Origin of the sequence: cyanobacterium endosymbiont of Braarudosphaera bigelowii (assembly GCF_020885515.1) — a bacterium.
GTDB classification, from domain to species: domain Bacteria; phylum Cyanobacteriota; class Cyanobacteriia; order Cyanobacteriales; family Microcystaceae; genus Atelocyanobacterium; species Atelocyanobacterium thalassa_A.
This window is the reverse complement of sequence record NZ_AP024987.1, coordinates 861,024-884,711: the sequence shown is the minus strand read 5'-3', so window position 1 is coordinate 884,711 and position 23,688 is coordinate 861,024. Positions and strand designations below refer to the sequence as shown.

Here is a 23,688-nt window from a genome sequence, read left to right as displayed (position 1 = left end):
ATTAATTTAGTATTTATTTTATTATCTTTTATTTTTAAAGAAAAAATAAAAGATAATATCTAACTTAAAATTTAGTCATTCTTTTAAATTTCAAAATACTCTTTACACTAGAATGTTAAAGTTGTTTTTGGAAATAGATTTTACCTTTTAGGCTCGATATAAAATATATTTCTAGTACTCTGGATAAGTTCCTGTTTTTATTCAAAATATTTAATAGCTTTTTTGTAGTATTTAATATTTAAAAATTAATCCGATGCAATAAAGTATGTTTTAAGAATTTAATGATATTTAGAACAGTCTTTTTTTAATTTTGTAAAAATAATTTACATGTCTTAAATAATTTTTGTAAATACTGTACTTAAATATCTAGTTAATTTCCACTGAATATAAAATCAATAATTTTAATTTATAAAGAAATTAAAATTATTGATTTTATATTGTGAGGTGTTAGTTAATTTTTTATTTAATTTTTAATAATTAAATAAATTGTGTTTCTTCTCAGTTATTCGGCACTAAACCATTTGAATGAAAGAGTATAATCTTCAATAAAATGTTTTAAAAGGATAAGTTAAGATGAAAAATCTTTATACAAATATTTGGTTTCCTTAAAAGTACCTTATACATTGTCAACAATTTCTGCAATAATTTAATGTGGGCTAGTAAATTACTAAAGATCTTCAATTTATTTATGTGAAGATTTTGGTTACCATTATATTTCCTTATAGAGTACTACCTGAAGCGTTATTGAGATTAATTTCTCAATCTACAAATTAACTTAGATCATCCATAAATCGTTATGACACAAGTATCTGGTTCATCAGACGTCCCCGATATGGGACGTCGCCAATTTATGAACTTACTCACTTTTGGAACAATTACAGGAGTAGCTGCCGGCGCACTATATCCTGTAGTTAAATATTTTATTCCTCCTTCTAGTGGAGGAACTGGTAGTGGTATTGTCGCTAAAGATGCTTTAGGGAACGATATCGTCGCTACTGAGTTTCTTTCTAGCCATAAAACAGGTGACCATATTTTAAGCCAAGGTTTAAAAGGTGATCCTACATATCTTGTTATTGACGGAGATAACACGATTACGAGCTATGGTATTAATGCTGTTTGTACCCATTTAGGTTGTGTTGTTCCTTGGAATGCTGGCGAAGATAAATTCATTTGTCCTTGTCATGGTTCTCAGTACAATGCCCAAGGCAAGGTAGTTCGTGGTCCTGCTCCCCTTTCTTTAGCATTGGCTCATGTTAATGTTAACGAAGATGATAAAGTTATGTTCACTGAATGGACAGAAACCGATTTCCGTACTGACAAGTCTCCATGGTGGGCTTAAATTTAAGTTTCCATTTTACTGTTTAAGAATTATATAATTTGACTGAGCAATGAGAATATCCGATTTTTCGGCAATTTGGTCTACAGGTAAGCAAACTTTACTAAAGTCATTTCTATTAGGAATGACGACAATTGTCTTGCTGATTTGTAATTGTTTTGTTTTTACTCAAACTGCAACTGCTTATCCCTTTTGGGCCCAAGAAACTGCTCCAGAAACTCCCAGAGAAGCCACAGGACGAATTGTCTGTGCTAATTGCCATCTAGGAGAGAAACCCGCTGAAGTAGAAATTCCACATTCCGTTTTGCCTGATACAGTTTTTAAAGCTGTCGTTAAAATCCCTTATGATCTAGATTCACAACAGATACTTGCGGATGGTTCTAAAGGAGGGCTAAATGTAGGAGCTGTTTTAATGTTACCAGAAGGCTTTAAAATTGCTCCTCCTGAACGAATCTCTGAAGAACTTAAAGAAGAAATGGGTAGTGTTTTCTTTCAATCCTATCGTGAAGATCAAGAGAATGTCGTCCTTGTAGGTCCTCTTCCTGGGGAACAATATCAGGAAATTATTTTTCCAGTATTATCTCCTAGTCCTGATATTGATAAAGATATCCATTACGGTAAATACCAAGTTCATCTAGGTGCTAATCGTGGTCGTGGACAAGTATATCCAACAGGAGAGCTAAGTAATAATAATGTTTTCAAAGCTTCACAAGCAGGAAACATAACTCAAATTATCGATCAAGAAGGTGGTGGATATAATGTAACTATTACTACTTCTGATGGCAATGTTGAGGAAACTATACCCGCAGGACCTCAATTAATTGTTTCCGAGGGCAATGAAGTTAAAGCTGGACAGCCTTTAACTAATAATCCAAATGTAGGCGGCTTTGGACAAAAAGATACGGAAGTTGTTTTACAAAATCCAAATCGTATTAAAGGTTTAATGCTCTTTCTGGGTGGCATAATGCTAGTGCAGATTCTCTTAGTTATTAAGAAGAAGCAAGTAGAACGAGTTCAAGCAGCTGATATGAACTTTTAAGATTGTTTAAAAACAAATCAATTAGTTTTTAAAAACAGACAGATTAAACTCTGTCTGTTTTTATTGAAAATGAAAAGATAATTCAGGAATATTTAATTATTATTTACAATAGACCACATCGGATAGCCAGACTATTATAAAAATATTTTGTATGAAAATTACTAAAAACAAAATTTAACCAAACTAAATAGTTGTCTTTAAGATTTTATTTAATAAAGTTACAATTGATTAGATTTCTTCAAATTCTAATTTAGCAGATATAAAAGCATCAAAGGCGAAAGCAAAAATAACTGGTACAGGATTTTTGAGCCAATAACTGAAGAAAACAGATGCTACTGAAAGTATAATAGCAAAGGATAGCCAAAATTTTTCTTCAACGCAAGTACCATTGTTGTCCTTAATAGATCGTAGTATGTCAAAAGGGATAGGTTCTGGCATGACTGCACCAGGAGGGAAAGCCCAGTAGCTGATATAACTCTCTTTTGTTAAATCAGTCCAACCATTTTGCTCACACCATTGTTGAATCCATTCATCTTGGAAATGTTTCATATTAATTTTTTGAGAATACAGTAGTTACACTTATTCCTAATCACAATATCATATTTATGTAAATTACTAGGGTCTTTATATTAAAGACCCTAGTAACTGTAAAACTCTAAATTAGAGTTATCATAAAATAGAGAAATTAAAACATAGTTAATCGTGATTCTTTTAGAAGAGAATAAGTGTCTAAAAGTATACTTTTGCAAGACTAAAATTAATATCCCAATCATTTTATATTTTTAGAATTAAAAGAATTTTTCCATATCTAAATTGTAATGTTATCGTTATTTTTATAGTTTTTTACCACTAGTTTTGAAAAAAGATATTTGTTTTTACTAATTATAATCAGTTTTATGATATAAAGGCGTTATGGTAGACTATCACAATAATTTTTAGATTAATTATCTAAAAGTTATTCTAATAATCAGCTTATTGTTAAATATTTATTTAAAACAAAGTTTTATTTTCCATCTAATGTTTTCTTGGAGACGCTTGTTTAATAATATCAGCTCAAATATTAAGGCTAAAACTACTTCATCATCGAGAGAAAGAATAAGCTTGAAAAAGAAAAGTACACTTCAATCTCGTATTTTCTTTACAAAAGAGCGAGAAATTGATTTATACGATCTAGAAGAATTATGTGATTCTGTGGGGTGGAGCCGTCGTCCTCTTCGAAAAGTTAAAAGAGCCCTAAATAATAGTTTTATAATAGTCTCTGCATGGGAAGTAAGGAAAAACCAACGACGTCTGATTGGATTCGCTCGCGCAACTTCTGACCATGCTTTCAATGCAACTATTTGGGATGTAGTTATTCATCCCAGATTCCAGAGTAAGGGATTAGGTAAGGGAATGATAAATTACATGATCCGACATTTAAAGAATGAAGATATTAGTAATATTACACTTTTTGCTGATCCCCAAGTAATAAATTTTTACTGTCGTTTAGGATTTATAATTGAACCAGAAGGAATAAAAGGAATGTTTTGGTACCCTAATTAGAAAAAATTAGTTATAATGTAAATGTGAACGTTACGGGATGTAGCGCAGCTTGGTAGCGCGCCTGCTTTGGGAGCAGGATGTCACAGGTTCGAATCCTGTCATCCCGATATAAAAAAATCAATAAAATAGTAATAAACCTTTTGATATTTTATATCGGAGGTTATACTCAATTACTAAAAACAGTATGTAACATAATAAAAAATGTACTGCAAAATTATTAGTAGTTAGATATCATCTACTCATATGTAATAGTCAACATAAGTAATTTATCTGATTTTTATTCAATACCAAATTCATATTATGTAAATAATTTCGATAAAATGAAATATTCAATAAAATCACTATATGATTATAAATCATTGTTATGGAGTGGAACCATAGCAGTATTATCTACATTGACAATTATTTTTCCTGGCTTAAGTTTCAATATTCCTGAAGATAACCCTAAAGCTGTCATAGACGAAATTTGGCAGATTGTAAATAATGAATTTGTAGATTTAGAATTTAATCGAATTAACTGGCAGGAAGAACGACAAGAATTATTGTCTCAAAAATATAAGAATTCTAAACAAGCATATAAATTTATTAATGAATCTTTAAAAAAGTTAGGGGATCCATATACTCGATTTTTATCTCCTCAAGAGTTTTCCATGCTTACTAGTCAAACATCAGGAGAACTTTCAGGTATTGGTATTAGATTAGCAATTGATAGGAGAACTAGTGAATTATATGTAGTTGAAGCAATGAAGAGTTCACCTGCTATAAAGGCAGGCCTCAAACGTGGTGATCGTTTAATTCGCATTAATGGCCAGCCAACTGCATTAATGACTCTTGAACAGGCACAAGAAGCAATCTTTGGAAAGTTAGGAACTGAGGTTAGCTTACAGCTATCACGTCGTGATAAAGGAATTTTTCAAGTCACCCTTGAACGTACTCAAATACAAATTGCTTCTGTAAGTTATCACCTTCAAGAAGAGAAACATCACAGTATAGGATATATTAAACTTGATGAATTTAGTTCACATGCAACTGAGCAAATGAAGCAAGCGATCCATGAGCTTGGAAAACAAAAAGTTTCTGGATTTATTTTAGATTTACGAGGAAATCCTGGTGGTCTACTTTTTGCTAGTGTTAATATTGCTCGTCTCTGGCTCGAGGAAGGAAAAATTGTCAGTACGGTTGACCGCAAAGGAGGGGATCAACATTTTTCAGCCAATGGGACGTCTTTAACAAGTTTACCTTTAGTTATTTTAGTTAATAAATGGTCTGCAAGTGCTAGTGAGATTTTAACTGGTGCTTTAAAAGAAAATAATCGTGCTACGGTTATCGGTACTACAACCTATGGGAAAGGGACTGTACAATCAGTTCATTCATTATCTGATGGTTCAGGCTTAGCAGTTACTATTGCTCGTTACTATCCCGCTAGTGGTGCAGATATTAACTATAAGGGAATTAGTCCAGATATCTATTTAGATTTGACGATGGAACAACAAATTCGTTTAAAGAATGATCCAACTTTATTAGGAACTAAAGCAGATCCTCAGTACATTAAAGCTCTTTCAATTTTACGAGAACATATTATCCCCGTATCGAAAATTGTTATTTCTTCATATATTTTAAGTGCTTAATGAAGATTACATTAAAACAAGTTAAAATCTGAAAAGTTTTTAGCAAAAGAATAAGAATAAGCTTTTCTATTGGTGATTTTTTGATATATTAGAAACGGTACATTTTAAGATGGAAAAATTACATTAAAGGTTTTATGGCTAAAAAAAGTATGATTCAACGAGAAAAAAAGAGAGAGCGTCTTATTGAAAAATATGCTGAGAAAAGAGCATCTTTGAAAGAAGCTTTTCATAATGCAGAAAATTATGAAGAGAAAATTGAAATTCATCGTCAAATTCAACGCCTTCCTCGTAATAGTGCTCCTACACGTCATCGCAATCGTTGCTGGCTTACTGGTCGTCCAAGAGGATACTATAGAGACTTTGGTTTATCACGTAACGTATTAAGAGAATGGGCTCATGAAGGACTATTACCTGGAGTAGTTAAATCTAGTTGGTAATCCTTAATGAATATAAGGGTATAAAAAAATATACCCTCTCGATATTGAGTATATATTTTAGATTAATTTATAATTAATCTAACTAAGATAAAATGTTGAAGAAGCCCATTATACTCAATAATCAAATTACTTCTTTATACAATATTTATTGTTAGTATATTTACTATCAATTAATATTATTAGTTCTTTGACGCGATATTATTGGTTTGTAAAATTTTTCTTAAAAACAGAAACCCTTTGATCATCATATGCCATAGATTTAGATATAAAAGTATACGATGAAGTCTATTAATAACTTAGAGCCCATTATAAAAGGTTACACTCAAGGGTATTTTCTAATGGGTGACGAGTTCAAAGTATTAAGTTGGTATTCAAGCTACCAAAGAGCTTTAATCCCTTTAGATGAACGTTTTCGATATCCTAAGTCTCTACAACGTACCCTGAATCAACAGCAGTTTTCAATTTCAATCAACAAAAAATTTTTAGAAGTTTGTCAAGCTTGTGCAGAAAGAGAAACTACTTGGATAACTCCTGAACTAATACAAATCTATTATCAATTACATTTAAATGGCTTTGCCCACAGTTTTGAAACTTGGCAAGGAGATCAGTTAGCTGGAGGGATTTTAGGAATTACTATTGGAAGTGCTTTTATAGGAGAATCAATGTTCTATCGTGTACCAAACGGTTCTAAAGTTGCTATGGTTAAACTAGTAGAGCATTTAAGATCTGTAAAATTCACATTATTTGATGTCCAGTTACAAAATAATCATTTAGAAAGATTTGGTTCTTATGTAATAAACAATAATGAATATAGAAGACTTTTATTTCAAGCACTTAATAATACTTGTATTTTTGTCAATTGAATTAGTAACTATCATTCAGAGTTAAAACTCTATACGAGTTTTTTTATTTTTTTAGTTCTAAGCCATTAATACAGTCACAAATTACATTGCCGGCTAATTTTTTTAGATTTAAAATTATTTTTATATATGCCGACAGACACTCTAATAGTATTATTTTTGTTCTATGAGTACATGAGTAGTGAAATTTACTAAAATTACGATATTTTACTTGGATTAGCTATAATATATGAGAAATAAAAAGTTAATTTAATATCATCTTGTCTTTCCAGTTTTTTTGTCTAATTAGTACTTTATATTCTTTTCGTCTTCCTATTTGTTTAATTGTTTTTTATTTAACCGCTGTTATTGCAATAGCTGAAATCTTAAAACATTCTTGGGATACAAAAACAGAAATTACTAGAAAAATTGTTCATATTGCTTCTGGCAATATCATTATATTTGCATGGCAGTTACAACTACCTATATGGATTCTAATAACAGGTTCGATATTATCTACTCTTGCAGTTCTAGTTTCTTATGCTTTTTATCTTTTTCCCAGTATAAATGATATTAACAGGTTGAGCTATGGAACATTGTTTTATGCTTTTAGCATTGGTATTTTAAGCTATTGCTTTTGGTATGAAGAAAGATTTCAATATGCAGTAATTGGGATTTTAATAATGACTTGGGGAGACGGAATGGCGGCTATTGTTGGTCTGAAATTTGGAAAGCACACTTATCAAATATTCAATGTTAATAAAAGCTGGGAAGGATCCTTAATGATGATGGGTATAAGTTTTATTGTTTGTAGTGTAATTCTTTCTTTGGTAGGAGAGCCCTTTTCAAGGACCTTTATAATATCTTTAGTTACTTCTATAGTCGCTACAGCACTCGAAGTATTTTCCAGCTTTGGAATTGATAATATGACAGTTCCTATCGGAAGCGCCTTTGTATCTTTTTATTTAGCTAACTTATAGACTTGTTCAGTGAACGGAAGTAGTTATAACTTTTCATTTTTATGTTTATGATCACCTATGAATTTTTTTGAATTCCTTGGTGTATAAAAATAGTAAAACTTGATTTCCTACACATTGGCCATCAATCTATAAAATTAGAACAAAGCCAATTTATCCTAAAAAATTGGTAATGTTTATAAAACGTTGTTGTTGATAAATTATCATAACTTTTTATGACTATATCAGCAAAAATAAACAAAACCGGATTTTTGAATTTTTGTTACGAATGCTGCTGTGATATTCGAAAATTATTTTTTAATGTTATATTTAGTGTTTTGTATAGTTACTATGTAAGGCCTTGAATCTATATAGTATGAGATTTATAAGTTTCAAGCAGTATGTAAAATAAAGTTTTTTTTTGAAAACTGTTGTTATTAATAAAAGACTATGCTATTATTAATAACGGTATGAAAAACAATCAATAGGGTCGCTAGCTCAGCGGTAGAGCACTCGGCTTTTAACCGAATGGTCTTGGGTTCGAATCCCAGGCGACCCATCTCTTTAATCATAGAGTTGTCAAAGTAGCTCTAAATACCTAGTAACTTTACAACTACTTTCTGAAGTTCCGGGTTTTGTTCAACCATTTTCCCAATTCTGTTGAATTGAGAAACCTCCAATCCTGCATTTTTTATAGCTTCTCGTTTTTCTAAACGGTCTTTTTGATTAATTCTCTTGACAGTAATAAGAGTCTCTTCAAATTTAATTTGTTTTTCCATATTAAGATTACGCTTATTTTTTTCTTGCTGACCGATCTTCATAAATTCTTCCGGAGACATTTCTATAGCTTTTATTGCTTTAAGCATTTCTAATTGAGTCATTCTATCGATCATTTGTAAACTTTTAACAGCTTTAGCAAACTTCTCTAGTTGACTATTCTCAATAGTATTAATATTAGAAGAATTTGATATATAAGGAAGCTGAGCAAGTATCTTTGGCGAATACTTCAAAGCAAACGATTGTAAGAGAACTATAAAGATAATTGATGCAATTTTTCTTTGTAATAATATTGACTTGAACATTTTTTATTTGTTGTAATGTATTATTAAAATAGTTTTTAGAAAAATGATAAAAATTATTATCGCTATGGAATTTTAAAAACCATAAAGTATATCTGCTCCTCATAATACAGAAAATAATTTTAATATTACTAATAATAGTAATATTAATTATTAGATTAAAAATAATTCTTCAAAATTGATAGAAAATTTATACTTCTTCTTATGGTTTTGATTTAAGAAATTTATGTACATTCATCAATTCACATAACTATAATTCTTAACTATTTATATAAAAATTGAAATACTTAACAGATTAAGCTTTGTTAATAGTTTTAATCAATAAACAAAAGTTGTTACAATAGTTTACGTAATGATTCCTCTAATTTCGTGAGATAGATCTTATGCCTCATTCAATTCTTTTTCTAGAGAACTTGAATTTTAATACAGCCAATATCAATATCAACTCTAATCATCCATTTAAAAAAAATACAGAAAATGTAGATAATTATATTGAAAATAACTATCAATATAATCCAAATGAAATTAATAAGTATTATCGCAAGCACATTTTTAAAGTTGCTAACCGTTTAATTCGTATTTTTTCTTGTTTTTCTTCTTTCATTTTTAAATTATGGTGGAGTAGATTAATAGGTAAAAATATTAAAGAAGATGCTAACCAAGCAATTCATTTGAGGAAGATCTTAACTGAATTAGGACCAACTTATATTAAGATTGGACAAGCCTTATCTACTCGACCTGATTTAGTTCCTCCAGTCTATTTAAATGAATTAACTCTTTTACAAGATAAACTACCATCTTTTCCAAACGAAATAGCTTATCGCTTTATACAAGAAGAGTTAGGTTGTAGTGCTCAATCAATCTATAAAGAATTATCAGAAAACCCTATTGCTGCAGCTTCGTTAGGACAAGTATATAAAGGAAAATTAAAGACAGGAGAACAGGTCGCAATTAAAGTACAGAGACCTGGCTTACTTGAATGTATTACGCTAGATATTTATATTCTCCGATATATTTCTCATTGGTTACAAAATAATTTTTCTTTTATTCATTCCGACTTGGTAGCTATTACAGATGAGCTAGCTGAACGTATTTTTGAAGAAATTGATTATGTTAAAGAAGGAAATAACGCTGAAGAATTTGCTAAACATTATAGTCATTTACCAGAAATTTATGTTCCCAAAATTTATTGGGAATATACAGCCAGAAGAGTATTGACAATGGAGTGGATTGAAGGCACGAAACTTACTAATATAGAAAAAATTCAAGCTCAAGGAATTGAGGCAACACATTTAGTAGAGATAGGGGTTCATTGCTCTTTATGTCAATTGCTAGAATATGGTCTTTTTCATGCAGATCCTCATCCTGGTAATTTGTTAGCAATGAAAGACGGTAAGTTAGCTTATCTTGATTTCGGAATGATGAGTCGTATTGAAAGTTATCAAAGATATGGTTTTATAGAAGCAGTTATTCACTTAGTTAATAGAGATTTTGATGCTTTAGCTTATGATTATGTAAAGTTAGGATTCTTAGAACCTGAAACGGATTTAACTCCCATTACAGTTGCTTTAAAAGAAATCTTTAACAATGCTTTGGGTTCAAGTGTAGCTGAATTGAATTTCAAAAATATTACTGATCAGATGTCAAGCATAATGTACGAGTTCCCTTTTAAAGTTCCTGCTTATTATGCATTAATTTTAAGATCAATGGTAACTCTGGAAGGTATTGCAATTGGAATTGATCCTAATTTTAAAGTGTTAAGTAAAGCATATTCGTATGTTGCTAAACGTCTTCTAACTGATTCTTCACCTGAATTAAGAAGATCTTTAACAGATCTATTATTTAAAAAGGGAAATTTGCGTTGGAATAGATTAGAGAGTTTGATGATAAATGCACAAAATTTTCAAAGTTACGATATTGATATAGTATTTGACCAAATTGCAGATTTTATTTTTTCTCCACAAGGAGAATTTATCCGAGAACAATTAATTAATGAGGTTATTGATTCTGTTGATATTTTCGGCCGTCAAATTTGGTTTAAATTATCTATAACAATTCGAAAACAAATAGGCTTGACTAGAGAAAATAGCATCAGAGAGCCTAAAGAAGATAATAGTTTAAAGCATCTAAAAAACATTTTGATAATTTTAAATGATTTGCCTGGTTTTGAGCCTATGCATTTATCTTCATTATTAATTAAGTTAATAGCAAAAAGAGAAACTCAACAAATGGGAGTAAAAATTCTTGATGGATTAGCACATAAAATGATGGCCCGTTTAGTTCGTAATTTGTTATTAGAAATAAATCAATCCAAATAAAAAAAGTCTTCTGGAATAATTTCTTAAATATAGATTTTAATTATGAAATACTACATTTCATAATTAAGTATTAAAAAATATTCTGTGATTCTTTGAAGTAGATTGTTCCGATAAAACTGTTATCTTATAAATAGATGATAGTAACTATAAAAACTATTTTTATCAAAAAGGCTAATTTTACTAGTATTATGACAATTTATTCCTAAAATAGCTTTTTTGTTTGTAAGGATCCACTAAAATGTTATTTATAATTCTATCTTTATTGTATTAATTAAAATATTACATTTTTAAATTTTTTGTTATTAAGTTTTTGGCTTCTTATAATTAGATTTCGTAATCTTACGCTTAAAATCAATTATATTAGCATTTAATTCAGACTATATTTGAGCAATATCAATCTCTATTTTTCTATTCAATCAGTTTAGGGAATTAAGTTTTGACGCTAACTATTTGAGATTTATATCTAAGTAACTTAATTAAAACAAAATTAACTCGCTCATATTTTTATTCATTATGATTAATAATAATATTCCTCCTCAAAATATCGAAGCTGAAGAATCTATTCTAGGTGGGATCTTACTCGATCCTGAAGCTATTGGAAGAGTTGTAGATTTAATAACTCCAGAATCGTTTTACGTAAGATCACATCAAGAAATTTATGAAGCTGTATTAAAATTACATAGTCAGGGAAAGCCCACTGATTTTTTGACAGTCAGAAGTGTTTTAGAAGATCATTCATTATTAGAAAAAGTGGGTGGAATAGATAAGCTAACTCAATTACTTGATAGGACGGTTTCTGCTGTCAATATTGATCGATATGCAACATTAGTGATGGATAAATATCTACGTCGCCAATTGATTAGTTCTGGTCACGAGATTGTTGACTTGGGATTTGAAATAACAAGGGATTTGGAAATTGTCTTGGATGAATCAGAAAAAAAAATATTTGGTTTAACTCAGAAGAGACCGCAAGGAGGCTTGGTTCCAATTTCAGAAACAATTATTCAGACTTTTAATGAATTAGAAAAATTACATAATCAAACTACTATTCCTGGAATAGAGACAGGCTTTTATGATTTAGATGCTATGACCGGAGGATTACAACGTTCAGATCTAATTATCATTGCTGGAAGACCATCTATGGGGAAAACTGCTTTTGGATTAGGATTGGCAGCACATGTTGCTAAAAATTTTAATTTACCAGTAGCTATATTTAGTTTAGAAATGTCAAAAGAGCAACTTTCTATGCGTTTGTTAGCATCGGAAGCAGGAATTGAAAGTAATCGTTTACGTTCAGGAAGATTCGTTCAAGATGATTACAGTAAGATAAGTACTGCAATTGGTACTTTATCCAATCTACCAATTTATATTGATGATTCTGCAAATGTTACTGTTATGCAAGTACGTTCTCAAGTGCGTCGATTACTAGCAGAAAAAAAAGGAGATTTTGGATTAGTTTTAATTGATTATTTACAACTAATGGAAGGAGCAGAAAAAGATAATCGGGTTCAAGAATTATCAAAAATGACACGTTCTCTAAAAGGTTTAGCGCGTGAAATAAAAGCTCCCGTTATTGCTTTATCACAGTTAAGTAGGGCAGTTGAAGCTAGAAATAATAAACGTCCTATGATGTCTGACTTAAGAGAAAGCGGTTCTATTGAACAAGATGCTGATCTTATTATGATGTTATATCGAGATGAATACTATAATCCTGACACTATAGATAAAGGAATTACTGAAATTATTTTAACTAAGCATCGTAATGGTCCTACAGGAACTATTCAACTACTTTTTCAAGCAGAATTAACTAAGTTTTTAAATATCCAAGCAAACTCTAATTACTTTTAATATTCTATACTTTTCTTCTCAAGAACATGATTTATAAAAGTTTCTTTTGATTCTATAAATACAAACTGGTATCGTCTCTCAAAGTAATTAATTTTTATTAGTTAATAAAGTTTTTATTTACACATATATTCAATTTTATACAAATTAAATATAAAAAAAATAGAAAATTATATAACATATACTAGTTTACTATACTTATTTGTGAGCCCTGGTTAGTCTTACTAATTTCTATGCGATGTTGAAAAGCTTCTTGAAACTGGGGCATATGTGTCACTATTAATATGCAAGAAAAATCAGAGGCTATGCTATTGATTGCTGCAATTAAACGTTCACAGCCTTCAGCATCCTGGGTACCAAAACCTTCATCAATTATTAACATTTCTAATGATGCTCCTGCTCTTTGTGCTAGTAGTTTAGCTAAAGCTAAACGTACAGAAAAATTTATTCTAAAAGCTTCTCCTCCTGAATATGTTTCATACACACGAGTTCCTTCTGTATCAGCAATAAGAATATCTAATGTATCAATTAATTTTGCGGATTTTTTGCGAATGGTAGTACCTTTTCCTAATCTTTGAGTAATAAATTGAATACGTAGCTCATTTCCGGTTAAGCGTGTAAGAATTTTATTTGTTTCTGCTTCTAATTGAGGTAAGACATTTTCAATTATTAATAGTTGAATACCATTTTTACTAAAAGATTTAGTCAACTCTGAATATATACGATACTGTTTACAAATATTATTATGTAATACCTGTAAATCTCTTCTTTCATTTTGCAATATCTTAAGTTCGGATATTGCTTGTTCAGATCTACCTTGCTTTTCAAACAATTTATCTAAATGTTGTCTTTGTATTTTGAAAATTATTGTGAGTTTGGTTATCTGCTGGTTGTAGTTTTTGGTAAGGTTTAGTCTCTCAGACAATTGGTTTTCAATCTTTATAACACTATTTTGTTTTTCATAGCTATTCTTTAATCTATCTTCTGCAACTTTTAAATATTGTTGTAATGAAAAATAAGACTTGTTTGCATTTTGTAGTTTCTCATAATCAACAATACAATTTTGAGAAATACGAATATAACTAGAAACCTTATCATGAATTGATTTATCATAGTTTAATACCTTTAGTTTCCTTTTGATTATATTAATTTCTCTCTTTAAACTTGAAACATTATCTAGCTTTTCCTTTTGTTTTACTAATTGATTAATAAGTTGAATTAGATTAGACTTTTGTTCAAAAATTTGTTTTTGTCTATGAAGTAAGTCATTAACTTTAGAGTTTTTAATTTCAGCCCAACGCCATTTATTAGCTTTGTTTCTCACTAATATATGATTTTCTTCTGTATAGTTGAGCTCTGTTAATTTCTTTTCAAGAGTCTTTAACTTATCTTGCAAAACTGAATCAAAAGATTCAGTTTTAATCAGTTTTGTAATTTTTACTTTTTCTTTTACTATATACTTAAGTTTATCTTTCATCTCTCCTAACTTATTTAAGTGCACTTCAATTTGACAAAAATTTTGCTGTATTTTTTCTGAGTACTCTAATTTTTTTTTTAGAGATGCATCTTTTAATATGAACGAATTAATATTTTGTTTAAGTATATTAATTTTTTCTTGTAATTTATGTACTTGTTTTTGAATATTTTTATGTTGCTTTATTATTTTTTCAAGAACATCATAACGACGTTCTTGATCCAACTCTTGTTCACACAAAGGGCAATTAGAATGATTAATATCTAAGTCACGTATTTTTTGCCACAACTTATCTATTTCTTTTATATTATTTTGTTGATCGATTAACAGTTTACCTTGGACAATTTTCTTTTCCTCAATTTTATTTTTTATTTGTTTATGATAAGTTCTTTCATTTTCAAAATCATAAATATTATTGTTTAAATTACATAATATCTTTCTTTTACGAGGAATTATAACTAATTCCTGGATATAATTACTCTCTAAAATATTTATTTGTTCTAATTTTAACTGAAAATCTATCTTGATTTTTAATATTTGATTTATTAATTCTTGTCTTTTTTTTATTAATGGAGAAACTTCATGTTGTAATTCATCTAATTTTGTTAATTCTTGGCTATAAAAATTAAGTGTTTTTAAAGCCAATTTCAAATCTTTAGTATCGTTTATTGTTTTTTGTAACTCCTTGTCTTCTTTCTCTAATTGTTCTAAAAAAATTTGTTGATACTTAATTTTTAATTGTAATTGGTTATTTCTATATAAAAAATGCTTTTCTAACTTTTGCTTTTCCTCGTTTAACTTTTGAAATTCTTTAAATTGATAAACTAAAGTTTCTTCTTGTTTACGGAAAAAAAGAAATTTTTTATACTTTCTAGAAATTTTCTCTCCCTGATTAATTAGTTTTCCATAATTACAGCTTTTTTGACCGAGCTCTCTTTTTTCTTGCTCTAATTTAAATGTTTCTTGTCTTAAGTTCTGAAGACGTTCTCTATTCCACAGTAATTTTTCTAACCGGCTTTCACGACTACTATCTTCTTGTTTGATGATTTGAAGTACTTGTTCGTTTTTATTTTGTAAAATTTTTAATACTTTAATATCTTCTTGAATAACTTGTTGTCGGATTTTAATGCCTTTTTCTTTAATTAATTTCCTTCTATTTGCTTCAAGGTTTAATTTTATTTGTTCAGCTTTCCCTTTGTATTGTCGTGCTATTTCTCTAGCTTTAATAGATAAATTTTCGTAATGATCAAGTTTTAATAAGTCTGCAAGAACTTTTTTTCTTTCTGTAGGACGATGAAGCATAAACTCATCTGCTCTTCCTTGTCTCAAATAAGCTGAGTTAATAAAAGTCTCATAATCCAATTTTAAAGTAGAAGTAATAATTTCTTGGGTTGCTTTTATTCCTTTTATACTTAAGGGAATGAATCCTTTAGAGCTTTTTATTTGAAAATCTAAAGAATTAGAACGATTTCGTTGACGACTACGGATAATACGATAGACTTGTTGATAACAAATAAACATGAAATCGGTTCTTACATAGTCTTTACTTACATGAATAATGTCTTCATCACTACTTGTCCTACTTTGTCCCCAGATGGTCCAAGCTATTGCTTCTAACAAAGAAGTTTTACCAGCTCCATTAGTTCCACAGATACAAACAGTATGCAACCCTCGAAAATCAAGAGTTACATCTTGATAACTTAAAAAATTTTTAAGTGTTAATTGTAAAGGAATCACTATATTTGCCTAATGATCAAAGATTTATTTTTTATTAACAATAATTTTGTGAGTTTAGAAAGACTAAAATAGTTTCAATTATTGGAGCTGGAATCATTTCTCCTCGAAAATCTAGCAATTGGACAATAATAAGGTAGACTGTCGCTAATAAGATAGAAATTAATCCAGTAACAATAGCTAATATTTTACTTTTATTCATTATTGATTCTCTCCAGCTATAGAGCTAGGTTAAATATTCTAAAATTAGTTCCATATAGCATTTTAGCAAGATTTTCATTTGTAGTATTTTCAACAATACCACTTTAGAAGGAACTAATATATTTATTAACTATAGATATATTAATTATAAGTATTTAATTTCTTACTAATACTAAATATAGTTTTACATAAAATATCTTTGACCAATAAACCTTTTAACAGTGATTTAAGGGAAAAGATAATAGAAATCTATAATCTATATTAGTAATTTAAGCATACTATAACTAATATTTTTACTGTTTAAAAAAAGTATAGATTTAGCCAGTGAAAATATGCTTCGTGAAATGGATTATATTTTCACTGTTATAGTTTTTTGTAATATATTAATCAAAATTGTTAATAATTGTTGTGGATGTAGTTCATTACTTATAACCTTCCAAATTTTTTGAATTTCTTCAATGTGTAATTTATCATTTTCTGTTAAAGCTAACAATAATTTATGTCTTAAATATTGTCCTTCGTCTGAAAATAAATATTGTAAACTTAATTGTGCAGTTGGTAATAAGTTAAAACTCTCCTCAGAAGAAGCTATAGTAAGCATATTTTCTAACCTGCTCCATTGAAATTTATTATCTTTTATTAAAATTTCTGACAGTCTACGTCTTAATTGAGAAGTTTCCCCTGTTAAAAGCTGCTTAGCTATATATGGGTAAGCAATCTCAACAAGTTTAAAACTTGGATCTAGGCTTAAAGCTAATCCTTCTTGCGTAATTAACGATCTAATTATAAGAGCAAACTTAGCTGGAAGACGAAAAGGGTATTTATGAACTAATTTTGAAAAATCATCAGTAATTGTTTTAAAATTAAAATCGTTAACATTTTTTGTAATAGCATTACCTAAAATTTTCTCAAGTGCAGGTATTATTGGTTTAATATCTGTATCTGGAGTTAAAAATCCAAGCTTAACAAAATCTTGAGCTAGGGCATCATAATCTTGATTTATAAGTTGAACAACTGAGTTAGCAATAATTTCTTTTGTAATACTATCTAACTGATCCATCATCCCAAAATCGATAAATGCCATACGACCGTCATGAGTGGCAAATAAATTTCCAGGATGTGGATCTGCGTGAAAAAAACCATGTTCTAGTAACTGTTTTAAACCTGATATTACTCCAATTTTTATAATAGAGTATGGATCTAAACCTGCATTTTTTATTTGTTCAGTATTCGTTAATTTATATCCTTGAATCCATTCAAGAGTCAGTATTCGATCACTACTAAAATCCCAATAAATTTTAGGAACTTTTACATCAGCATCATTTTGAAAATTATATGCAAATTTTTCGGCATTTTTTCCTTCGTTAATATAATCTATCTCTTCAAGAAGTTTACTTCCAAATTCATCAACAATCAGCGTCAAATCATGCTCTAAATTAAGAGGTAAAAATCTAGATAATTTAGAAGCCACCCAACGCATTAGGAAAAGGTCGCAAGTTAGTACAGATTCCAGATTAGCTCTTTGAACCTTCACTGCTACTTCTTCTCCTGTATATAAAATAGCTCTATACACCTGTCCTAAACTTGCTGCTGCAACAGGATTCGGTGAAATTTCTCTATAGGCTTTATCAATCTTAATTTTTAACGAATTTTCTATGATTGAAAAAGCTATTTTATTGTCAAAAGAAGGTAGTTGATCTTGAAGCTTCACTAATTCATCTAAAAATTCTGGATGAATTAAGTCTGGTCGAGTAGATAAAGCTTGACCTACTTTAATAAATGTTGGACCCAGATTAGTAAGGATTTGTCTTAATTCAATGGAACGTCTTTTTTTACTATCTCTTCTGTTATTAAATCTATCCCATTGAATGTGAATAAAAAACCAACCAAAAGACCATACTATAGAAATTGCTCTCTTAACTACCTGCCAAGGACGGCTGCTATAATATAGTGCAATCTCATTAGCATCATATTTTTTTTGTCTTCTAATCTCTGAATTTAAATTATGTAATTTTGCTGTTTGCCAAGTCACAAATTTTTACTAATGCCTCTAAAACAAAAATAATAGGAATAGTCTTGATTAAAAAGAATGTTAAGGTCTTACATGCGTAGGTGTTATATTAGTAATTATGACTTATTTTTTTTTTTTCCGCAATATTTCTTAATTATAAATATAAACAATTGCATTACGATGAAAATTTACATAACATTTTTTCCTGTCTGACCAAAACTTGAGAATAGTATAATAGATTGATATTTAAGCTGTATTTTTTATTAACAATACTTTTATTTTAGAACATTAACACCTTGTAAGGTCTTTTTGTATTAAAAACCTATAAAAAACACGTAGCAACTAACTTTTTAAGTTATTACCTAGTAATTCTGCTAACTTTTGCGCACTATCTTTAGTTATTAATTTTGACATTTCATATGCCATTTTTTTTAACTTTGTTGAATCTTCTATTAAGTCTAGTACGTCTTTTGTTAATGTATCTTTTGTCAACTTTTTTTGTTGATAGCAATATGCAGCTTGTGCATCAACAAAAAACTTTGCATTATAAAATTGATGATTTTCTGCAGCAAAAGGATAAGGAATTAAAATGGCAGGCGTCTTGGTAATAGCTAACTCTGCTAATGTTCCTGAACCAGCACGACTAATTGCTAAATCTGCTCTTTGTAAGAGTGCGGCCATATTATCATAAAAAGTTAATGAAATATATTGAGGATGATTAATAGTATTAGCTTTAGAATCATTATTTCCTGTTAGGTGGACAACATATGCACCTAGTTTGATCCAATCCAAGACACATTCACGTACTAAATCATTAATTGAAACTGCTCCTTGAGATCCACCGATAATAACTATTAGAATTGCTTTTGCTGGAATATTTAAATCTAAATTTTGAGAAGTATAAAATTGTTCCCTAATGGGGGTACCTAACCAAATAGTAGAAACCCATGGTAAATATTTTGCTGTTTCCTTGAATCCTAGCGCTGTCATCTTGCAAAAGTAACTTAGTAATCTTGTTGTTTTCCCAGGAATATAGTTAGATTCGTGTAGTATGACAGGAATTCCAGATATGTAAGCAGCTAGAGTAACAGCACCGGAAATATATCCTCCAGTAGTAAAAACAATATCGATCTTTTTTTTCTTAAGTAGTTCTTTAATCCAAAAGACTGACTTGAGTAATTTAAATAAAATCTGTATATTTTTAATAATAGAACTAGTTTGAAATCCCTCAACAGGTACTGTGTATAAAGGGTATATATCATCTACTAGGCGTTGTTCTAGGCGGTTTGGAGTACCTAGCCAGTGAATATCACAATAAGGTAATCGCTTTGCCACTGCTAAAGCAGGAAAAACATGACCTCCGGTACCACTTGCAGCTATGAGTAAACGTATCATAAAGATAAAAAGTTCGCTATAATTAGTTTGGATTCTGTACTATTAATCGGAATACCTTAACATGAATAAACGTATGATTTATCAACGTTGGTTCCTTACTATCATACTTGGTTGTGGATTAAGCTTAAGCAAATATATACCAGTTAATGCAGAAAATCCTAGTGATATCCCGGTGGAACTTCAGAAAGTTATTAGACAAGTTGATGATGCAGCTAATTTAAGAGATTTAGAACGTATAAAATCATTTTATAGTAGCCAGTATAGGACAACTGATGGACTGACCCTAAAAAAACTTACTGAAGGAGTCAATAAATTTTGGACAGATTATCCTAACTTAAAATATCGGACAGAAATATTATCCTGGGAACAGAAAGGCAAAAATTTGTTTGTCAAAATTTTGACTACAGTTACAGGAAATAGAATAAGTAACGGAAGGGAAATTAAATTAGAATCAACAGTAAAATCCTATCAGTCTTTTCAAGGAAATCAGATAATTAAACAAGAAATATTAAGCGAAACGACAAAACTAACTTCTGGGGAGAGACCACCAAAAGTTATTGTTAATTTACCTCTGACTGTAAAGGTCGGGGAAACATTTGACTTTGATGTTATCCTAAGTGAACCTTTAGAGGATAATCTCTTAGCTGGAATGGCAATTTCTGAAGAAATTAATATTGATAACTATCTAAATCCCCCTAAAATACCATTAAAATTATTAAAGTCTGGAGGACTGTTTAAAAGAATACCTCCACAAGATAAGCCTCAAGATCAGTGGTTATCATCTATTCTTGTCAGGAACGATGGCATTACAATGATTACTAAGCGCGTAAAGATTATTCCTTAAAACAATATAATTTGTTTTAAAAAATACTTTTTTTATGGTAACTAGTTTTTTATTTCTAACATTTCAATAATTCTTTCATCAATATCCTTGACTAAAAAATTAAGAGGTTGTTTACAGCGTACTTTATATCTTAATCTTTTTGCTTGAACCTTAAGTAGAATAGTTTCTAAGCAACGATTATCAAAACATATATGGCGTTGACGATTATTATGTCCGTAACTCGCTCCACTTATTATATGAAGTTGAGTGTTCTTTTTGAGTTGATACCATAGTCCATATGTTCTATTTGGATTAAGACCACTCATGCTTGTATAGTTCATCGACATATATAGAGGATCTGCTGTTGCCAGTGTACCTAGATTTTCTTCAGGTGTATAGTAATAATGTAATGGAATATCTGCTGCACTTAATTTTAATAAACCCTCATAAAACTTTTGTGCAATTTTAATATCGGATACCATGACTGTATAAACTTTAGGTGCATTAGTAAGAAAAGCCCACATAGAAAAGCCATAAGCTACTAATAACATAACTATAATTCCTTGAGTGGAAAAAATATTATCCACAGAAAAAGCTATTCCTAAGTTATACGTTGATAATAACAAGTATTTTTCTACAACCATATAATGAGATTAAAAAATGTTAATTTACTTTACTTTACTAGAAAATATGTTTAGTGCAATTTGTAGCATGACTTTCTAAAAGTTTTGCAAAGGATTATTTAATTTTCCAAGAAAAAATTAGAAAATACCTTCTTAAACTTGATATTCTTATAATAATAAGATAAAAACTAATACAAAATAAATTAGCCCTAATATAGGCTAAGTATCAAAGCTATGATATTAGAGTCTATAAAATAATCTTAACATTTCAGTATGGGAATTTATTTTTTTTGGGGTGAAGATAATTTTAGAATTAATCAAACTATTCAAAAACTAAAAAAGAAAGTCATCAATCCTGATTGGATACACTTTAATTACAATAAAATACGTGAAGAAAATATTTACAGCATATTAGAAGCTATTAATGAAGTTATGACTCCTGCTTTTGGTATAGGAGAAAAATTTATATGGCTTGAAGAATCTTCTATTTTTCAACAATGTTCAGATGATATTATTTCTGAAATTGAACGTCTCATACCAGCTATTCCTAATAATTCTAATCTTCTGTTGACGTCTAGTAAAAAACCAAATAGGAAATTAAAGTCAACAAAAATTTTTGAAAAATATGCAGATATACGTGAGTTTACTTTAATTCCCTCTTGGAAAATAGATGAATTGACTGCAAAAGCTCAAGAATTTTCTAAAGAAATAGGTGTTAATTTATCTCCATCAGCATTAGATCTATTAGTAGAATCAATAGGTAATAATACTAGATTATTATGGAATGAATTAGAAAAATTAAGTCTCTATAATTATGATAAAGGCAAGCCTATAGAGGAAGATATAGTTTCTTCCATAGTCAATATTAATACTTATAGTAGCTTACAGTTGGCTAGAGCAATATCTGAGGGTAATAAAGAAAAAGCATTAAAAATAACTATAAATTTATTATCATATAATGAGCCTCCCCTAAAAATAGTAACAACTTTAATAGGACAATTTAGAACTTGGGTGATTGTTAAATTGAAACTTGAGATAGGAGAAGATGATCATAAAATAATAGCCAAAGCTGCTGAAATATCAAATCCTAATCGTTTGTTTTTTTTAAAAAAAGAGATCAAACATATTGAGAGTAGAGATTTGCTGAAAACTTTTCCTATCTTATTAGACTTAGAAAATAACTTGAAAAAAGGATGTGATCCAGAGCAGATATTGAAAAATAAAATATTAGAATTATGCCTTTTATTTTCCTAGATTTTATTTAAAAATCTAGTTCTTTATTTCTTATTTACCTTATTTCAATTCTTAGAAATAAATACAAGTAAAAGCTGAGGAATAATAAGTAAAATTTATTATTCCTCAGCTTTTACTTGTATTTATTTGTGCTCAGGAATTATGTATTTAAAATCAGTAAGACCTTGATAATTAGAACTTTTTGCTAAATCTTCAAGAGATTGAGCTCCTGACAATTGTTCCCCATTAATTTCCCATGAAGGATAAGATTTTATATTCGAAGAAATACAAATATTAGGTTGAGGATTTTTACCTCTAGGATCACATTCAATGTAATTAATTTTGTGAAATGCTGTTAAACCAAACAATTGTTTTTGATCGTGGCAATGAGGACACCAAAATGCGCCATACATCTTAGCTCCAATAGAAGTTAGATGCTCTGCTAACTTAATTTCTGATTCCTCTGATCTAGAAGTTATTGGCCATCCATTAGGAGGATGGGGTACTGTTTTTACTTGTTTAATAGCAACACGGCCATGAGTTAACGGTTTTTCAGTATCAGTATATATTCCTAAAATTCCAACTAGAGTTACTATCGTGACAATAATAGAAACGAATAAAGTTTGACCTATATCCTCCCACTCTTTGCCTAGAATACTGAAAATCATTAAAGCTAAGGATAACAGAAAAGAACCTAGGCAATAGTAACAAGTTGAGTATAATTCTGTAGATAGAATATAAATCAAATAACTACTAAATACTGCCATAGCAGTTCCTCCTATTAGGAGAAACTGCCAGGTCCATTCGTCAATTTTTTTTATAAAATTTTTATTTTTTTCAGACTTTAATAATAATGGGCCTAAAGAGGCAACAGACATACTGGTATAAGCTAAAGTTCCAAACAAACTTAAAGGTAAATTAAATACTGTAGCATAACGGCTATTAAGAACATTTTTGCAACCTGTTCCTAATAGTTGAGCATCATTAACGCCACAGTATACAGTCGTTCCAGTCAGTTTGGTTATGGTTAAATAAGCCGTTAAGATCGTACCAGATATCGCAATCATACCAATAATATATCGTGACCAACGATATATTACTGGAATAGAACGTTTATGTATCATAGTGATTTTTTACTAAAATATAATTATCCTGGGTTTCAGAAAGGTATCTAT

General features: G+C 29.5%; 19 protein-coding genes and 2 tRNA genes. 13 read left to right on the top strand and 8 right to left on the bottom strand.

What is annotated here, in order from left to right; all coding sequences use genetic code 11:
* The first annotated feature begins 796 nt into the window (after window positions 1-796).
* Both petC and petA read left to right on the top strand, forming a co-directional pair.
* Window positions 797-1,339, top strand: a complete 543-nt coding sequence (gene petC, locus LPC16_RS03740) for a cytochrome b6-f complex iron-sulfur subunit (protein ID WP_040054223.1) — start codon at window positions 797-799, stop codon at window positions 1,337-1,339.
* A gap of 49 nt (window positions 1,340-1,388) precedes the next feature.
* On the top strand, window positions 1,389-2,375 hold the full coding sequence (gene petA, locus LPC16_RS03735) for a cytochrome f (RefSeq protein WP_229636866.1): 987 nt from the start codon (window positions 1,389-1,391) through the stop codon (window positions 2,373-2,375).
* Window positions 2,376-2,603: 228 nt separating this feature from the next.
* Here petA and LPC16_RS03730 read toward each other — a convergent pair whose 3' ends face one another.
* Window positions 2,604-2,924 (bottom strand): slr1957 family protein, encoded by a 321-nt coding sequence (locus tag LPC16_RS03730; protein WP_229636865.1) that lies wholly within the window; start codon window positions 2,922-2,924, stop codon window positions 2,604-2,606.
* A 468-nt stretch (window positions 2,925-3,392) separates the two neighbouring features.
* Between LPC16_RS03730 and LPC16_RS03725 the strand changes: the two genes are divergently transcribed.
* From LPC16_RS03725 to LPC16_RS03695, 7 genes are all read left to right on the top strand, one after another.
* On the top strand, window positions 3,393-3,917 hold the full coding sequence (locus LPC16_RS03725) for a GNAT family N-acetyltransferase (protein ID WP_229636864.1): 525 nt from the start codon (window positions 3,393-3,395) through the stop codon (window positions 3,915-3,917).
* Window positions 3,918-3,950: 33 nt separating this feature from the next.
* Window positions 3,951-4,024, top strand: a tRNA-Pro gene (locus LPC16_RS03720).
* A 213-nt stretch (window positions 4,025-4,237) separates the two neighbouring features.
* On the top strand, window positions 4,238-5,545 hold the full coding sequence (gene ctpB / locus LPC16_RS03715; RefSeq protein ID WP_229636863.1) for a carboxyl-terminal processing protease CtpB: 1,308 nt from the start codon (window positions 4,238-4,240) through the stop codon (window positions 5,543-5,545).
* A 134-nt stretch (window positions 5,546-5,679) separates the two neighbouring features.
* The gene (rpsN, locus tag LPC16_RS03710; protein WP_040054218.1) at window positions 5,680-5,982 is read left to right on the top strand and encodes a 30S ribosomal protein S14; all 303 of its coding nucleotides are present in this window, start codon (window positions 5,680-5,682) and stop codon (window positions 5,980-5,982) included.
* A gap of 278 nt (window positions 5,983-6,260) precedes the next feature.
* Window positions 6,261-6,845, top strand: coding sequence for a leucyl/phenylalanyl-tRNA--protein transferase (gene aat, locus LPC16_RS03705; protein ID WP_040054217.1), 585 nt, complete (start codon window positions 6,261-6,263; stop codon window positions 6,843-6,845).
* A gap of 257 nt (window positions 6,846-7,102) precedes the next feature.
* The gene (locus LPC16_RS03700; protein ID WP_229636862.1) at window positions 7,103-7,801 is read left to right on the top strand and encodes a diacylglycerol/polyprenol kinase family protein; all 699 of its coding nucleotides are present in this window, start codon (window positions 7,103-7,105) and stop codon (window positions 7,799-7,801) included.
* 463 nt (window positions 7,802-8,264) lie between these two features.
* A tRNA-Lys gene (locus LPC16_RS03695) sits at window positions 8,265-8,336 on the top strand.
* A 31-nt stretch (window positions 8,337-8,367) separates the two neighbouring features.
* Here LPC16_RS03695 and LPC16_RS03690 read toward each other — a convergent pair.
* Window positions 8,368-8,859 (bottom strand): DUF4168 domain-containing protein, encoded by a 492-nt coding sequence (locus LPC16_RS03690; protein WP_229636861.1) that lies wholly within the window; start codon window positions 8,857-8,859, stop codon window positions 8,368-8,370.
* A gap of 380 nt (window positions 8,860-9,239) precedes the next feature.
* Between LPC16_RS03690 and LPC16_RS03685 the strand changes: the two genes are divergently transcribed.
* Window positions 9,240-11,174: an ABC1 kinase family protein gene (locus tag LPC16_RS03685; protein WP_229636860.1), complete on the top strand. Its 1,935-nt coding sequence runs from the start codon at window positions 9,240-9,242 to the stop codon at window positions 11,172-11,174.
* A gap of 513 nt (window positions 11,175-11,687) precedes the next feature.
* Complete coding sequence (dnaB, locus tag LPC16_RS03680) at window positions 11,688-13,022, top strand: replicative DNA helicase (protein WP_407084168.1); 1,335 nt, start codon at window positions 11,688-11,690, stop codon at window positions 13,020-13,022.
* 181 nt (window positions 13,023-13,203) lie between these two features.
* Here dnaB and LPC16_RS03675 read toward each other — a convergent pair whose 3' ends face one another.
* The 4 genes from LPC16_RS03675 to murG form a co-directional block, all read right to left on the bottom strand.
* Entirely contained in the window at window positions 13,204-16,230 is a 3,027-nt protein-coding gene (locus LPC16_RS03675) for an AAA family ATPase (protein ID WP_229636859.1), read from the bottom strand.
* Window positions 16,231-16,264: 34 nt separating this feature from the next.
* The gene (locus LPC16_RS03670) at window positions 16,265-16,429 is read right to left on the bottom strand and encodes a hypothetical protein (RefSeq protein ID WP_229636858.1); all 165 of its coding nucleotides are present in this window, start codon (window positions 16,427-16,429) and stop codon (window positions 16,265-16,267) included.
* A 348-nt stretch (window positions 16,430-16,777) separates the two neighbouring features.
* Window positions 16,778-18,460: an ABC1 kinase family protein gene (locus tag LPC16_RS03665; RefSeq protein WP_407084167.1), complete on the bottom strand. Its 1,683-nt coding sequence runs from the start codon at window positions 18,458-18,460 to the stop codon at window positions 16,778-16,780.
* Between the two features lie 321 nt (window positions 18,461-18,781).
* Complete coding sequence (gene murG / locus LPC16_RS03660; RefSeq protein ID WP_229636857.1) at window positions 18,782-19,834, bottom strand: undecaprenyldiphospho-muramoylpentapeptide beta-N-acetylglucosaminyltransferase; 1,053 nt, start codon at window positions 19,832-19,834, stop codon at window positions 18,782-18,784.
* Between the two features lie 61 nt (window positions 19,835-19,895).
* On the opposite strand from murG, the gene LPC16_RS03655 reads away from it, so the two are divergent.
* Window positions 19,896-20,678, top strand: a complete 783-nt coding sequence (locus tag LPC16_RS03655; protein ID WP_229636856.1) for a DUF8623 domain-containing protein — start codon at window positions 19,896-19,898, stop codon at window positions 20,676-20,678.
* 41 nt (window positions 20,679-20,719) lie between these two features.
* Here the strand turns inward: LPC16_RS03655 and LPC16_RS03650 are convergent, their stop codons facing one another.
* A complete protein-coding gene (locus LPC16_RS03650) occupies window positions 20,720-21,301 on the bottom strand; it encodes a glyoxalase-like domain protein (protein ID WP_040054209.1) in 582 nt (193 codons plus the stop codon).
* Between the two features lie 252 nt (window positions 21,302-21,553).
* Here LPC16_RS03650 and holA point away from each other — a divergent pair, with 252 nt between their 5' ends.
* Window positions 21,554-22,534, top strand: a complete 981-nt coding sequence (holA, locus tag LPC16_RS03645; RefSeq protein WP_229636855.1) for a DNA polymerase III subunit delta — start codon at window positions 21,554-21,556, stop codon at window positions 22,532-22,534.
* 122 nt (window positions 22,535-22,656) lie between these two features.
* Here the strand turns inward: holA and LPC16_RS03640 are convergent, their stop codons facing one another.
* Window positions 22,657-23,637 (bottom strand): vitamin K epoxide reductase family protein, encoded by a 981-nt coding sequence (locus LPC16_RS03640; RefSeq protein ID WP_229636854.1) that lies wholly within the window; start codon window positions 23,635-23,637, stop codon window positions 22,657-22,659.
* Window positions 23,638-23,688: the final 51 nt, after the last annotated feature.